We start from the raw sequence: 12,701 nt of genomic DNA on the forward strand, positions 1-12,701 counted from the left end.
CTACTGAAGTGGGATGTCGTAGTCCCCACTGCGTTCTTCGTCGTTGCGCGGCCCGAAGAAGCGGCGTTCGTCCTCGCTGATTGCGAGGTCGTTGATGGAAGCCTCCCGACGCCGCATCAGGCCGTTGTCGTCGAACTCCCACAGCTCGTTGCCGTAGCTCCGGAACCACTGGCCCGCGCGGTCATGACACTCGTACTGGAAGCGCACGGCGATGCGGTTGTCAGTGAAGCTCCACAGGCTCTTGCGCAGGACATAGTCCAGCTCGCGCTCCCACTTGGCGGTCAGGAACTGGACGATCTGCTCGCGGCCTGTGATGAACGTGTCGCGGTTCCGCCATACGGAGTCGGTGGTGTACGCGAGGCTGACGCGTTGGGGGTCGCGGGTGTTCCAGGCATCCTCGGCGGCCTGGACCTTCTGCCTCGCGGTGGCCTCGTCAAAGGGCGGGAATGGCGGACGGCCTTGCGTCATGGGGCAACCTTTCACTGTGGCGCGTGCCCGCCATCATCCCCCTCGAAGGTGCGGACAGGCGACATGCCGATTGCACGAGCGCGCTGGCACGCCAATTGCACGAGCGCGCCTGGCACGCTGCCGCGGCCAGGCCGACGCCAGCGATTGAGACGTCCTTGTCGGTCGCCGCCAGCGGCGCGGCCACCTCCTGGGCCAGCGGTCCCCCCGCGAGCTCCCGTGTCTGCGCGAGGTGGAGACGAAACTGCTCCTCGGTAGGGACGGTGCAGCCGAAGTCGCCCCACTCCACCGCCAGTTCCACCCCTCTCGAGGGACACCTAGGAGGTGAGTTCCAGGTGCAGGTCCAAGCCTAGGATGCGGGCCAGTCGCCCGGCCTCCTGTTCGATGGCGGCCCTCGGCTGCTGCCGCTCGTCCAGCCAGGTGACGGTAAGGTCCTCACCTCTTCGCACCCACGTCCCGCAGACCACCCCGCCGACGATGACGGGGTTGGCCTTGCGCGTGACGAGGTCGCGACGGGAAGTCGGCGTGACATGGGTGTCCTTGGTGCCCGGACCGATCACCCATTGGTCGTGGCCCGGGAGAAACCGCACGGCCTCCGACGGTACCGCCGTCTGCAGCGCATTGACGTCCTCGCGCAACACGTACGCCGTCGTGCCCTCGACGTCGACTTGGACGAGCTGCTCGCCTAGCGTGGAGATCCAGCCGCCGAGCCGTTTCCGGCCCGCGCTCAGGCCCTCTCCGAGCCAGTACTGGACGTGGTCGACGGTCGTCGGCCCGTACGTGCGTACGTAGGCCGCGATGGCACGCGGGCCCGCCTCGTCGAGGTCCGGAAGGCCGCGCCAGCGTGGGTTCTGGTCGAGCCGCTGAAAAGTGGCCTGCCCGTCGCGGGGCGGACCGAAGCTCACGTCGCCTTGCCAGGTGAGCGGCTTGATGAGCGTGCCGGCGCCCTCGTCGAAGACCGGCTTCAGGTGCCGGTACGCAGGGCGTCTGGTGAGCGCCTCCCCCAGCTCGAGGACAGTCAGGGGTCCGTCGCTGAGCGCGTCCCGTACCGCGGCCCGGAAGTCTGGCCAGTCAGCTGGAGCCAGCCGGTAGTACTCCACCCAGCTCGGCAGCTCCCACTGGCGTCCGGCCGATCGGAGGGCGAGATAGACGCCGCCGTCCTCGGGTGAGAGATAGTGCATCGCACCGCGGAAGGCGAAGGCCTTGATCACCGTGCCGTCTGCGAGAGCCTTCGCGAGCTCACCGCGACGCGACGTCGTACGGCGGGTGCGAACAGCAAGCTCGGCGAGCGACTCGTCCATCGACAGCACCGCCCCGAGGCGGCGTACGACGCCGGGCACCGACTCAGACCCCACTGGATCGAGGAGGTGTCGCTCCATCCGCCAGGCCAGCGCCTGCGCCCAGGTCACTGAGACCTCGGTCGACGTAGTCATGTCCGCACCCTCGCACGTGTCCAGCAACGGGGTGTCGTATTCGGCGACGGCTCCTCCGAGAGCACTCAGCACGACGGCGCAACGACCCCGTCACTCGCTCAGACTGAGAAGCTCGCCCGGGGTACAGCCAAGGGCGTCGCAGATTGCGGTGAGTGTGCTGAAACGGATCGCCTTGGCGTGGTTGTTCTTGAGAACGGAGAGGTTGGCGACGGTCACGCCGACGCGGGACGACAGCTCGACCAGAGTCATCCCTCTCGTTTCGAGAAATGCGTCGAGATGGACCGTGATCCGATGGTCAGGCGGCTCGCGCATCAGATGAGGGTGTCGAGCTCTGCCCGCATGGCCACGCCCCGGCCGAGGATCCGTCCGAAGGCCGCGAAGATCAGCCCCACCGCCAGCCATGCCAGGGGCGTGGCTTGGGGCCTGAAGGTGAACGAGGAGCTCAGCATCGTCGTGCACAGCAGCCCTTGTCCCACCTGGCTCAACATCCACGTGCCGAGACCCGCGAAGGCCGTGAGCTTGCCAAGGGTCGCCAGCGCCTCCGCGCTCTCCGTGGTGAACGGGTCCCCGTCCTGGGCACCCCTCACGAGCCTGGCCATGCGACGGCCGATCTCCGCGACGAGAACGAGCCCGGGCACCTCGGTCAGCATGTGGAGCAGCCGTTGTGCGGGGGACGGGTCCTCGATCTGGAACGGTGACCAGCCGGACGGGTCAGGGACAACGCCGGCAACGACGCCGCCGGCCCGATGTAGCCCGGACAGCGCAGCCTCGGGGAGGTCCTGACTGACCGGTGACCCCGGGATGAAGGCGATGGCCAGGACCGCGACCGCGAGGCACAGCGCGGCAACGAAGACGAACAGGGCGGCAGCGTGCAGCCAACGGAGCCCGCTGGTGAGACTCATCGACATGGGAGCTCCGAGGGATATTGAGAAACGATATGGATATCGAGAAACGATATGCCTGGCATTGGCCGCCGTCAAGGTTCCACGTGAGAGGTTGTCGGCATGGCGGTGATCGCGGACGTCCGACCGCTCGGCGACGGCTTGGAGCGCTCCTACCAGGTCTACGTTCGCGGCAGGCTGAAGTTCCGAGTCAAGCAGATCGTCTACGTGGCGTTCTCCGTGGACGAGACCGTGATGGGCTTCGCATTCCCGAAGGTCGAGCGCGCGGCGCTCGTCGCGAGCGAGCCGCGCAAGTTCCAGATGCCCTCAGCGTCGGATCTGCGGTTCAACTGGCTCAACGCCGATCTCGCGTCACTGCAGCCGACGGAGGCCCGCGAGCTCGTCGTCGACGCGTGGCGCCTGGTCGTCCCCAAGAAGCTCTCCCGAGCCTACGACCTCACCCATCCCCATGGTCCTGGTCGACGCGAAGTGCCCGTAGGCTCGGTTCGTCCCAATGGCCGCAGCGCAGGGGAGAGCTAGATGATCAGCAGGCTGAGTGTCGCTTCCCTCTATGTCCTGGACAAGGACGAGGCCCTCGACTTCTATGTCGGCAAGCTCGGTCTCGAGAAGAGCAACGACGTGCGACAGGGGGACTACCGCTGGCTGACGGTCCGTGTCCCGGGCAGCCGGGAGACCGAGATCTCGCTTGAGCTGCCCGGTCCGCCGCTCCACGACGAGGCGACGGCCGAGCGACTGCGCGAGCTGGTCACGAAGGGCGCTCTCGGTGGCCTCGTCTTCGTCACCGAGGACGCGCGTGCCCTGTACGACTCGCTCCGCGAACGCGGCGTCACGGAGTTCACCCAGAAGCCCACCGAGCACTTCTACGGCACCGACATGGCGCTCCGGGACCCGTTCGGCAACCCCATCCGGATTCTGCAGCAGGGATAGGTCGCGGAGCCCCGCCGCGGCTCAGACCCTTCCGTACCACTTTCCCTTCCGTACCTCGTGTCCTCAAGGCCCCTGACATGCGGCTGTTGACAGTGGCCCGGCCGCTGCCATACTCGGGAAGTCGGCGTGACATATGTCATGCCGCTTCGGTTGGGCTCGATGAGAGCGGGGCCGGGAGGTCCACATGGTCGACGGCGTGGTCGCGGGCATCTCTGTGGCAACCTCCGCCGTGCTGTTCCTCGCCGGACCCGGCAAGCTCACCGCGCCCACCGCCCTCGCCTCGGCGCTGACCACCACAGTCCCGTACCTGCGGCCCGGGCAGGCGCGAACGGCTGCGAGGCTGGTCGGCGTTGTCGAGTCCTGTGTCGCGGTTCTGCTCGCGACCGGCAGCCGACCGCACCTTACGGGGACCGCCCTGGCTGCCCTCGGACTGGCGGTACTGGTCCTGTCCGTAGTGGCCGGCGCTCGGGGCCTCACCGTCCCGTGCGGCTGCTTCTCCGCAGTCGACGCGACGGACCACCGCACCCTCGGCCCGCGCACCGCGGCCTACGGTGCCGGGTTCGTCGCAGTCGGCGCCCTCCACGGTCTGGCCACCTCCACCGGGCCTGCGGACCTCCGACTCACGGCGGCTCTCACTCTCGCCCTCGCCTGCCTGCTCGCAACCCACGCAGCGCAGCTTCGCCCCCTGCTTCTCCAAGGACTGGGGAGAGGCCAATGATCGTCGACGTCCTCATGTTCTGCCTTCTCGTGCTGCTGGTCATTGCGGTGGTGGGGCTGTTCGCCATGATGGGCGAGCTCAGCTCGAAGGTGTCCGCCTCGGTGGGCACCGAGTCGGATGAGGTGCTCTGGCCGGCTGAGAACGCGCGCATCGGCAGGCTCACGGACTGGCCGGCCGAGATCGACGGCGTGGTGCGCGAGGGTGGCGTGGTCGTGGTCCTCAGTCCCACGTGCGGCGCCTGCCACCAGATCCTCAGCGAGACGCCCAACCACCTCTCCGACCCACTCCCGCTCGCAGTCGTGGTCGTGGCCGGTGACGAGGAGGCGGGCCGGTCCTTCGTCGAGGAGTACCCGCTGCTTGCCCGCCTGCCGGTCCACGTGGACGTGGCGGGGGGATGGCTGCGTCAGGCGGTCGGGCTCGACTCCTCCCCCGCGGTCCTGCGCGTCGAGGACGGCCATGTCCTCGAGGTCTTCAACTTCAACCGGTCCAGCGCTGTGGTCGCTTTGGCCTCGGCGTCATCCAAGGAATCGAGGAAGGCATGAAGGAGACAGCGGTCAATGCGCGGAGCCCGAGCGGGTGGGCCAGCAGACTGGCTCGTAGGACGGTCCTCGGTGGGTTCGGGGCCACAGCCCTGACCGCCGCGAGCGCCGTCTTCGGTCGACAGGTCGCGCAGGCAAGTCCAGCGTGCTGCAACCTGGCCTACGCGCCGTCGGGCTACCAGGCGTGCATGGACGGGCGCCACTACGCCTGGACCTGCCAGTGGACCAGCGGCAGGCACTGTGTGTGCTGCGAGCGGATGCGCACCAATGGCACGTACTGGGCCTCCGCGTACAAGTGCTCGTAATCATGAGTATGGAGGTGGAAGCTCATGGCTGTCCTGCCCACTGACCGCGGGTTCGTCGAGTTCCGGCAGTCCGCCCGTCGGCCTGGCGAGCTCGAGGTACGCGTCTACGCCGACCTGGTCGACGGTGTGCCCGGCGAGCTCTTCGCCGTCTACGACTCCCTGCCGCGCGCGGCGATCCGCATGCGCGGCAAGTCGGCTCACCGCGACGGACGTTCGCTGTCCGCCTCGGTCTGCTCGGTGTTCTGGAACGAGGCGGAACGAGTTCTGGAGGTCACGCCGGTGACGGCCACGAGAGCCGGCCAGGCGCTGCTCGGTGTCACCAAGTAGCCCCCGGGGACGTCGCCGTGGCTCTCTGGATCTTTGTGGCCGGCCTCGGCGGCGTTCTCCAGCTGCTCAGCCCCTGAGGCCGCGCCATGGTCGGAGTCTCCGGTCCCCTGAACACCTACGACCGTGGCGCCGCCACGCGTTTCCTTGCGGGGCTGGCCACGGGGGTGGCCGCGACGACCGTGGCGCTCGCCCTCATGGTGTCCCTGCTGGCCACCCTCTGGGCGAGAACGCCGACCGTCCCCCGGGTGGGCCTGGCCGTGTCGCTGCTCCTGCTCCTGGGCGCCCTCGACCTGTCGGACCGGACGCCTGAGCTGGCACGCCAGGTGCCGCAGCGGTTCGCCAGGGTCCTCGACCCCGGCGCGCGCGGCCTGTTCTGGGGTGCCGACCTGGCGACCCTCGTCTCCACCCGCAAGGCGTCCTCCCTGCTCTGGGTGGCGCTCGTTGTGGCACCGCTGGCCGGACGGCCCACGGTGGCCGTCGCGGGGATCGTCGCGGCGAACGCAGCGTTTGTGGTCGGCGTGACGCTGCAGACGAAAGTGCCTGCCGCGAGCGTGTTTCGGGGAAGGCTGGGAGCGGTCAACATCAGCGGCGACATCCGCGCCCTGCGACGTGCCACGGGCCTGCTCATCCTGCTCGGCGCCGGACTGCTGCTCGCGGGAGGGCTGCCGTGACTTTGCTCCGACTCGACCCACGCCTCGGTGACCACGTCGGCGGCGTCGTCGTGGTGACGCGGTTCGACTGCCCTCACGCGTGGATGCTGCTGTGGCTCCGCTGGTACCACCGACGTGTGGCTGCGTCCGTCGCCCGGGAGAGCGAGGGGTTCATACGCGCCCTGCTGACCACCGACCGACGAACCGGTACGGCGTACAGCGTCACCCTCTGGCGCAGCCCCACGTCGCTGTACGACATGGGCCGCGTGCCCGCACACATCGATGGGGTCCGGCGCGCCGCCCGGCTCGGCATCCGCGCGAATGCCGCCGTCTTCCCGTACGTCGACCACTGGTCGAACGTGATGTTCGGGTCGCACCTCGACGTGCCATCTCCCTTGGCCGCGCAGACGCGGTCGGCCACTGACGCCCGCCGTCCCGGCGGCGACGAGGACGCCGAACAGAGGACGGAGGGGGCGCACGGTGGCACGCCGGATGTCCACGCAGTGCGAGGAAGTGCCGGGGGTCGCTGGGATCCGCCGGAAGCGAGAGGAGAAGCACATGAGCAGAAAGAGGATTCGCCGGACCATCGGTGCCATGACGGTGGCCGGAGTGCTGTTACTGGCGTGGGCCCCGCCGGCGCTGGCGAGTGACCAGAGCTGGACGGCGATCAACAGCGCGGGCCAGACGGTGGCGACGGCGCACTTCGACGACGCGGCCAACCGGGTCTACATCACGGACACGCGGTCCGACGGCAGCAGGGGTGGTGTGGCGGCCCGAATCGACATCTGGCGGGTGGGCAACATCGGCGGAACCCACGTGAAGTGCTCGGTCGGCAGTCTCGGATCCACCAACTGCCCGCTGATCTGGGTCGAGGACACCCACCTCAAGGGCCAGCTCTGCCAGTACCCGTCGTCGAGCGAGGAGTACTGCAGCCCGATCAAGGAGTTCTACAGCTGAGCCGCGCGGGCCCCTGACACTGGGCCGCCGAGGGACCGTCGGCCGGAGGCGGAAGGAGCCAGACGCGACCGCCCGCCGAGAGCGCTAGTGTTCCGTCGACAAGCGCTCATTCGGAGGTGGTCATGCCGTACGTCGTCGACTTCACGAACGTGTCCACGGTCGGGTTGCAGTCCTCACCGGTCGCGCAAGCGCTGGCAGGTCTCCGAGCGAACGAGGCTCGGTACTTCAAGAACAAGTACGACCACACCTTCACCGTCGAACCTGCCGGCGATGCGGCCGAAGTCGTCGACTGGGTGCATCGCATCCTCAAGGAAGAGCGCGACATCGTGATCGGGGCAGCACCTCTGGAGGCGACGGCCTTCGAGGTCGACGGGATCCGGATGGCGTACGTCTTCTACGAGTCCGGCTTGTCGATCAACGTCATGTACACCCTCGCGGAGGGCGGAAAGCGGGCCGTCGGGTTCAAGCTCTCTGACGGGATGGAGATCCCGGACGAGCTCGCCACGCGCTTCAAGTTCGCGAGGCAGAAGTCCAAGCTGGCCGGCACGATCCGAGGCTCCTTCTTTGTCATCAAGGGCGAGTACTGACGGCGGCGTACGCGGATGCCGCGGCCGCCTTCGGGACGCTGGCGGAGAAGCTCTCGAGCCGGTTGTCGTATCGGCGGGAAGTCGTTCGTGGTGTGGGTGGAAGCGGTCACAGGGACCGCTCGGGTACTGAGGAGACTGAGATGACGCACTACCTGCTGGCCGTGCACGGCCCCGCCGAGATGGACGAGTTCGGCAGCTACGGATCGAAGGAGGAGATGGAGGAGGCGTTCGCCGCGACCGGTGCCTTCAACGACACGCTCCGTGCTGACGGCTACTGGGTCTTCGCCGGTGGACTCCAGCCGGTCTCGACGGCGACCGTCGTGGACGGCCAGGGCGACACGCCCGTGTTGACGGACGGCCCCTACCTCGAGACCAAGGAGGCTCTCGGGGGCTTCTGGGTCATCGACGCGCCGGACCTCGATGTGGCGCTGAGGCTCGCGGCCGAGGGGTCCAAGGCGTGCCGCGGCAAGGTCGAGGTCCGTCCGTTCGACGGCATCGCCTGAGCCGACGCACTGCGACTCGTCCATGCAGAGCGGGACGGCGGCCGTCGAGCGGGTCTTCCGCGAGGAGTACGGCCGCCTCATCGCCTCGCTCGTCCGCCGCTTCGGTGACATCGACCTTGCCGAGGAGGCGGCGAGCGAGGCCCTCGTCGTCGCACTGGAGAAGTGGCCGGACTCCGGCGTACCTCCCAACCCGGGCGGCTGGCTCACCACCACCGCGGGGAATCGCGCTATCGACCGGATTCGCCGCGAGAAGCAGCGCGACGCCAAGTACAAGGCGGCCCTCATGGACTACGACGACACGGCGCATGCGCCGGAAGGACCGATCGAGGACGACCGGTTGCGACTGCTCTTCACCTGTTGTCACCCCGCGCTCGCCGCCGAGGCGCGCATCGCGCTGACGCTACGCCTCCTCGGCGGGCTGACCGTGGCCGAGGTCGCACGGGCGTTCCTCGTGCCCGAGACCACCATGGCGCAGCGCATCACGCGCGCGAAGAAGAAGATCGCGGTGGCCAAGGTGCCGTACCGGGTTCCCGAAGCCGTCGACCTGCCCGAGCGGCTCAGCGGCGTTCTGACGGTGCTGTTCCTCATCTTCAACGAGGGCTACCTCGCCACCGGCGACGGTGACCCCGTCCGCGATGAGCTCACGGGCGAGGCCATCCGGCTCGCCCGGATCCTGCGCCAGCTGCTGCCCGAAGAGCAGGAGGTGGCCGGGCTGCTCGCGCTCCTGCTGCTCACCGAGGCCCGGCGTCAGGCGCGCCTCCGGAACGGAACGCTGGTCGCGCTCGACGAACAGGACCGCACCGGCTGGGATCACACGCTGATCGCCGAGGGCCACCTCCTCGTCCGCGAGTGCCTCGCAGTCAACCGGCCCGGCCGCTACCAGATCCTCGCCGCGATCAACGCCGTTCACACTGACGCTCGGAGCGCCGCGGACACCGACTGGTCGCAGGTTGTCACTCTGTACGACCAGCTCACCCGGCTCGACCCCTCTCCGATCGTCGCGCTCAACCGGGCGATCGCCGTTGCAGAGCTCGACGGGCCTTGCGTTGCACTGGCGCTGGTGGAGGAGCTGCCACTCACCGGCTACCACGCCTGGCACGCTGCACGCGCCGAGCTGCTGCGCAGGCTGGGCCGGAGCGCCGAGTCCAAGGCTGCGTACGACGCAGCGATCGCCACCACCCAGAACTCCGCCGAGCGCGCTTACCTCAGCCGGAAACGCGGCGAGCTGGTCTGAGCAGAGGCGCACCCTATGCAGGTGCGTGCGGCGGGTCTAGCCTCGAGCCGGGGTTCCAGGATCGGCTCTCCACACCCTTCGCAGATCCCATAGGTGCCCGATGCCAGCCGCTCGATCGCCGCCTCCACCTCTGCCAGGTGGCGGCGGACCTGCTGGACCAGCGAGGCGACCTGCGCCCGCTCGAACGCGATGGTGGCACCCTCCGGATCATGCTCGTCATCCCCGTTCGCATCACGGGAGGCCTCGACGACATCGTCGAAGTCACCGGTCAGATGGGCGAGGCGCCCGAGCGCCTCTTGTCGCTCCGCCTGGAGCAGCTCCCTGGCCCTGTCGCTCCTCAATGCTGACACCTGCAGCGCCCCGGCATCAGGCTCCCCCGACGGGTGCCTCCGCAGCCAAGGCCTCGGTCAGCATCGAGACGAGAGCTTCCAGCTGCACGTCGGCCGAGGAGCCAACCTCCTCGTCGGAGCCGTCCAGCGCCCGCGCCGCGAGGCCGGCCTTGTCGTCAATGAGCTGAGCGATCCTCGAGTCGATGGTCTGCGCGGCGATGATCCGCCATGCCGTGACCGGTTCCGTCTGGCCGATCCGGTGCACCCTGTCGATGGCCTGCGTCTGTTCCGCGGAGGTCCAGGACAGCTCGGCGAGCACCACGTTCGAGGCGACCTGGAGGTTGAGCCCCACGCCGGCCGCCGTGAGCGAGCACACCACGACAGCGACGTCCGGGTCGGTGAGGAACGCCTCGATGCTCGCCTTACGCACCTTCGGGCTCTGGTCGCCGCGGATCGAGGAGTACCGGACCCCCCGCTTGGCGAAGGTCTGCTCGGCCGCGTCCATGACGTCGATGTGCTTGGCGAAGAACACCACCTTGCCGACGTTGCGAGCCAGCTGGGCGGCATAGTCGGCGGCAAGCCCTGCCTTGGCCTGACCGATCCTGCGCATGACCGTGAACACGTTGTCGCCGGTCTTTGCCAAGCCCGCGTCCTCGCGCTCCCACACAGCCACCCGGCGGACGAGCTCGTGGTCGATGCCCTCCACCATCCTGCCCACCCTGCGGTTGGCCAGCGCGGCCTCATATCGGGCGACCAGACGGCGGGCCAGCTCCTTCTCTGCCGCGCGGATCGAACGACCGGCCTCGTCGTCGAGCTCCACGGGGAGGTCCGCGACGCGGCGGGCCGGGATGTCGGAGGCGACGTCGACCTTGCGCCGTCGGACGATGCCGAGGTCGATGACACTGCTGCGCGCTGCCGCGTAGAACCCTTGGTCGGCGGGCGTCAGCCCGGTCTCCTCGAGGGCCGCCATGAGAGTCGGTCGGGGCTTCGTATCGTCGATCCAGCCGAGGAACTGCCAGATGGCCCTGAAGTCCTCGATGTCGTTGATGAGCGGCGTGCCGGTCAGTGCCATGAGCAGGGGGTTGACGCGTCGGGCCCGGATGCGTTCCGACAGCTCGAGGACGTGCCTCGAGCGCTGGGAGGACTTGTTCTTGATGAAATGCGCCTCGTCGACGACCATGCCGCGGAAGCCGTGGTTGCCCAGCCAGCCGACGTGGCGGTCGAGGATCTCGTAGTTCACGATGACGATGTCGGCGAAGCCGTCGATCGTCTCGCCGTCACCGTGGATGACCGTCGGGGTGCGGCGAGGCGTCCAGAGCTCGGCCTCGCGGGCCCAGTTGGCCTTGACGACGTTGGGCACGGCCACCAGGAGGGGGAAGGCGTCGGCAGCCTCGGCGGCGAGCAGCGCCTGAGCCGTCTTTCCCAGCCCCGGCTCGTCCGCGAGCAGGAACGTCCGGTGACCGGCCGCTGCCGCCGCCACGACCTGCGCCTGGTGGTGCATGAGCTCCAGTCCCCGGATGCCATGGGGCAGCTCAGTTGGTTCGGGCAGGGGCATGCAGGTGGCGTCGCCGCCATACTCGAACGCACGGAACAAAGGGGTCAGGAGCTCCCAGCCACCGAGCCGGTTGGTGGTCGGACGACGTGCAGGCACGGCCGAGAAGTCCGGCGCGAGGAAGGGGTTCGCCAGCTGGTGCGCGATGACGGTCTGCGGCACCACCCGACGCGCTGACGACCCTGGCTCGGCCAACGCCTCTGGATGGCGCTCGGGCTCCGGCTCGGGCTCGCGCCCGGCCGCCCGCAGCATGTCGTTCTTGAGGCTCACGGCCGCTGACGACACCACAGCGTCATCGGCGAGCAACGCGAGCAGAGACGTGTCACGGGCTGCCGTCTTGGCGAGGATCGTGGCGATGCCGTCGAGCCGCGTCAGGACGCCGACCCGCTCGGGCTCTGGGATCGACGTGTCCCCCTTGACCCGGGCGCGTTCCTCGCGCACGAGGAGGGCGACCACCTGGTACGTCGTGCGCCCGCTCGATCGCACAGCGCCTCGCTGCGCGGCGGCCTCGACCTGTCGGACGGCCTTGGCGAGGACCGGGATGATGCCTTCGTTGTCCTGGGCGCGCAGCGGACGCCGGTCGCCCGTCGTCGTGCGCGGCGTGCTGCGCGGGCCGCCGGAGCGGCGCGGAGCTCGAGATGCCAAGCGGTTCCTTCTCCTGAGTCGGACCCGGCGTGGAGCCGAGTCGGTGCGGGTGCGTCGAGCCTTGGCGACGCGGCGACCGCGCCGGCAGCGCGGCATACCGGAGCGATGCGACCGCGTGCCAGGGGCTGAGCCCGGCCCCGTGTCGCTGAAGCGTCGGCACCGTATGGCGCGACGCAGGACAAGCGTACGTGGTCCACGAGCAGAACGCGGTACCGCGTGGGTGGTTGTCGCCCGGCCGACGACCTCGGCGACGACGGCCTGCCATCGAGGTGGGGTCGAGCGGCGACTTCAGGCGACCGCTCCCCCACCGGGCTATGCCGCCGACTCGACCGTCAGCTCAGTGATGTACGCCCAGCATGCTGCGCCGGTCAGGAGCGAGCGCACCCGATAGATCCGGCTCTGGTCTTGGTGAAGGCACCGGTCATGCGAGTCCTCGACGAGCTCGACGGGACCGGCGCAGGCGCTCACCTGGCCGCACACCGGCGTGCCTGGGGTGAACCTGAGAGACTGCATACCTCCAGTTTCGGTCCCGAGGGACCGCTCGCCAATGGCTACTCCGGATCCTCTGGCGAGGCCCGCGGGCTAGCCCGTTTGGGCCCACCCGTCACGAGCTGGTCCGCCTCGACAC

19 protein-coding genes are annotated in these 12,701 nt (G+C 68.9%); 11 read left to right on the forward strand and 8 right to left on the reverse strand.

Translation table 11 applies throughout. The annotated features are described in order from the left end of the window. From PHA84_RS11655 to PHA84_RS11670, 4 genes are all read right to left on the reverse strand, one after another. Window positions 1-468: a nuclear transport factor 2 family protein gene (locus PHA84_RS11655; RefSeq protein WP_270888272.1), complete on the reverse strand. Its 468-nt coding sequence runs from the start codon at window positions 466-468 to the stop codon at window positions 1-3. Window positions 469-782: 314 nt separating this feature from the next. Continuing rightward, complete coding sequence (locus PHA84_RS11660) at window positions 783-1,898, reverse strand: DNA glycosylase AlkZ-like family protein (protein WP_270888273.1); 1,116 nt, start codon at window positions 1,896-1,898, stop codon at window positions 783-785. Between the two features lie 90 nt (window positions 1,899-1,988). Beyond that, the gene (locus PHA84_RS11665) at window positions 1,989-2,210 is read right to left on the reverse strand and encodes a helix-turn-helix domain-containing protein (protein WP_270888274.1); all 222 of its coding nucleotides are present in this window, start codon (window positions 2,208-2,210) and stop codon (window positions 1,989-1,991) included. Next, on the reverse strand, window positions 2,210-2,806 hold the full coding sequence (locus PHA84_RS11670; RefSeq protein ID WP_270888275.1) for a hypothetical protein: 597 nt from the start codon (window positions 2,804-2,806) through the stop codon (window positions 2,210-2,212). The genes PHA84_RS11665 and PHA84_RS11670 overlap by 1 nt, the downstream gene beginning before the upstream one ends. A gap of 96 nt (window positions 2,807-2,902) precedes the next feature. On the opposite strand from PHA84_RS11670, the gene PHA84_RS11675 reads away from it, so the two are divergent. The 7 genes from PHA84_RS11675 to PHA84_RS11705 all read left to right on the forward strand — a co-directional run bounded on the left by PHA84_RS11675 (window position 2,903) and on the right by PHA84_RS11705 (window position 6,287). Beyond that, a complete protein-coding gene (locus PHA84_RS11675) occupies window positions 2,903-3,319 on the forward strand; it encodes an MmcQ/YjbR family DNA-binding protein (protein WP_270888276.1) in 417 nt (138 codons plus the stop codon). After that, on the forward strand, window positions 3,320-3,727 hold the full coding sequence (locus PHA84_RS11680; RefSeq protein WP_270888277.1) for a VOC family protein: 408 nt from the start codon (window positions 3,320-3,322) through the stop codon (window positions 3,725-3,727). A 184-nt stretch (window positions 3,728-3,911) separates the two neighbouring features. Further along, the gene (locus PHA84_RS11685; RefSeq protein ID WP_270888278.1) at window positions 3,912-4,445 is read left to right on the forward strand and encodes a MauE/DoxX family redox-associated membrane protein; all 534 of its coding nucleotides are present in this window, start codon (window positions 3,912-3,914) and stop codon (window positions 4,443-4,445) included. Then, the gene (locus PHA84_RS11690) at window positions 4,442-4,987 is read left to right on the forward strand and encodes a hypothetical protein (RefSeq protein ID WP_270888279.1); all 546 of its coding nucleotides are present in this window, start codon (window positions 4,442-4,444) and stop codon (window positions 4,985-4,987) included. The genes PHA84_RS11685 and PHA84_RS11690 overlap by 4 nt, the downstream gene beginning before the upstream one ends. Then, window positions 4,984-5,289, forward strand: coding sequence for a hypothetical protein (locus PHA84_RS11695; RefSeq protein WP_270888280.1), 306 nt, complete (start codon window positions 4,984-4,986; stop codon window positions 5,287-5,289). Before PHA84_RS11690 ends, PHA84_RS11695 begins: the two co-directional genes overlap by 4 nt. A gap of 24 nt (window positions 5,290-5,313) precedes the next feature. Next, window positions 5,314-5,616, forward strand: coding sequence for a hypothetical protein (locus tag PHA84_RS11700; RefSeq protein WP_270888281.1), 303 nt, complete (start codon window positions 5,314-5,316; stop codon window positions 5,614-5,616). Between the two features lie 86 nt (window positions 5,617-5,702). Further along, entirely contained in the window at window positions 5,703-6,287 is a 585-nt protein-coding gene (locus PHA84_RS11705; protein ID WP_270888282.1) for a hypothetical protein, read from the forward strand. Between the two features lie 73 nt (window positions 6,288-6,360). On the opposite strand, the gene PHA84_RS11710 is transcribed toward PHA84_RS11705, so the two are convergent. Beyond that, window positions 6,361-6,687 (reverse strand): hypothetical protein, encoded by a 327-nt coding sequence (locus tag PHA84_RS11710; RefSeq protein WP_270888283.1) that lies wholly within the window; start codon window positions 6,685-6,687, stop codon window positions 6,361-6,363. 137 nt (window positions 6,688-6,824) lie between these two features. On the opposite strand from PHA84_RS11710, the gene PHA84_RS11715 reads away from it, so the two are divergent. The 4 genes from PHA84_RS11715 to PHA84_RS11730 all read left to right on the forward strand — a co-directional run bounded on the left by PHA84_RS11715 (window position 6,825) and on the right by PHA84_RS11730 (window position 9,547). Continuing rightward, window positions 6,825-7,223, forward strand: coding sequence for a hypothetical protein (locus PHA84_RS11715; protein WP_270888284.1), 399 nt, complete (start codon window positions 6,825-6,827; stop codon window positions 7,221-7,223). A gap of 122 nt (window positions 7,224-7,345) precedes the next feature. Continuing rightward, window positions 7,346-7,810, forward strand: coding sequence for a phage tail protein (locus tag PHA84_RS11720; RefSeq protein WP_270888285.1), 465 nt, complete (start codon window positions 7,346-7,348; stop codon window positions 7,808-7,810). Window positions 7,811-7,950: 140 nt separating this feature from the next. Further along, window positions 7,951-8,313, forward strand: a complete 363-nt coding sequence (locus PHA84_RS11725) for a YciI family protein (protein ID WP_270888286.1) — start codon at window positions 7,951-7,953, stop codon at window positions 8,311-8,313. Between the two features lie 22 nt (window positions 8,314-8,335). Next, on the forward strand, window positions 8,336-9,547 hold the full coding sequence (locus PHA84_RS11730) for an RNA polymerase sigma factor (protein ID WP_270888287.1): 1,212 nt from the start codon (window positions 8,336-8,338) through the stop codon (window positions 9,545-9,547). Here PHA84_RS11730 and PHA84_RS11735 read toward each other — a convergent pair. The 3 genes from PHA84_RS11735 to PHA84_RS11745 form a co-directional block, all read right to left on the reverse strand. After that, a complete protein-coding gene (locus tag PHA84_RS11735; protein ID WP_270888288.1) occupies window positions 9,514-9,888 on the reverse strand; it encodes a TraR/DksA family transcriptional regulator in 375 nt (124 codons plus the stop codon). The two genes, PHA84_RS11730 and PHA84_RS11735, sit on opposite strands and share 34 nt — an antisense overlap. A gap of 25 nt (window positions 9,889-9,913) precedes the next feature. Further along, on the reverse strand, window positions 9,914-12,073 hold the full coding sequence (locus tag PHA84_RS11740) for a DEAD/DEAH box helicase (protein WP_442952877.1): 2,160 nt from the start codon (window positions 12,071-12,073) through the stop codon (window positions 9,914-9,916). Window positions 12,074-12,385: 312 nt separating this feature from the next. Further along, window positions 12,386-12,586, reverse strand: coding sequence for a hypothetical protein (locus PHA84_RS11745; RefSeq protein ID WP_270888289.1), 201 nt, complete (start codon window positions 12,584-12,586; stop codon window positions 12,386-12,388). Between the last annotated feature and the right edge of the window lie 115 nt (window positions 12,587-12,701).

The sequence above is a fragment of the Pedococcus sp. 5OH_020 genome (genome assembly GCF_027812955.1).
Lineage (GTDB): Bacteria > Actinomycetota > Actinomycetes > Actinomycetales > Dermatophilaceae > Pedococcus.

Coding starts and splice junctions, on each gene's coding strand:
- PHA84_RS11655 (WP_270888272.1), bottom strand. CDS start 468: ATGACGCAAGGCCGTCCGCCATTCCCGCCCTTTGACGAGGCCACCGCG.
- PHA84_RS11660 (WP_270888273.1), bottom strand. CDS start 1,898: ATGACTACGTCGACCGAGGTCTCAGTGACCTGGGCGCAGGCGCTGGCC.
- PHA84_RS11665 (WP_270888274.1), bottom strand. CDS start 2,210: ATGCGCGAGCCGCCTGACCATCGGATCACGGTCCATCTCGACGCATTT.
- PHA84_RS11670 (WP_270888275.1), bottom strand. CDS start 2,806: ATGTCGATGAGTCTCACCAGCGGGCTCCGTTGGCTGCACGCTGCCGCC.
- PHA84_RS11675 (WP_270888276.1), top strand. CDS start 2,903: ATGGCGGTGATCGCGGACGTCCGACCGCTCGGCGACGGCTTGGAGCGC.
- PHA84_RS11680 (WP_270888277.1), top strand. CDS start 3,320: ATGATCAGCAGGCTGAGTGTCGCTTCCCTCTATGTCCTGGACAAGGAC.
- PHA84_RS11685 (WP_270888278.1), top strand. CDS start 3,912: ATGGTCGACGGCGTGGTCGCGGGCATCTCTGTGGCAACCTCCGCCGTG.
- PHA84_RS11690 (WP_270888279.1), top strand. CDS start 4,442: ATGATCGTCGACGTCCTCATGTTCTGCCTTCTCGTGCTGCTGGTCATT.
- PHA84_RS11695 (WP_270888280.1), top strand. CDS start 4,984: ATGAAGGAGACAGCGGTCAATGCGCGGAGCCCGAGCGGGTGGGCCAGC.
- PHA84_RS11700 (WP_270888281.1), top strand. CDS start 5,314: ATGGCTGTCCTGCCCACTGACCGCGGGTTCGTCGAGTTCCGGCAGTCC.
- PHA84_RS11705 (WP_270888282.1), top strand. CDS start 5,703: ATGGTCGGAGTCTCCGGTCCCCTGAACACCTACGACCGTGGCGCCGCC.
- PHA84_RS11715 (WP_270888284.1), top strand. CDS start 6,825: ATGAGCAGAAAGAGGATTCGCCGGACCATCGGTGCCATGACGGTGGCC.
- PHA84_RS11720 (WP_270888285.1), top strand. CDS start 7,346: ATGCCGTACGTCGTCGACTTCACGAACGTGTCCACGGTCGGGTTGCAG.
- PHA84_RS11725 (WP_270888286.1), top strand. CDS start 7,951: ATGACGCACTACCTGCTGGCCGTGCACGGCCCCGCCGAGATGGACGAG.
- PHA84_RS11730 (WP_270888287.1), top strand. CDS start 8,336: ATGCAGAGCGGGACGGCGGCCGTCGAGCGGGTCTTCCGCGAGGAGTAC.
- PHA84_RS11745 (WP_270888289.1), bottom strand. CDS start 12,586: ATGCAGTCTCTCAGGTTCACCCCAGGCACGCCGGTGTGCGGCCAGGTG.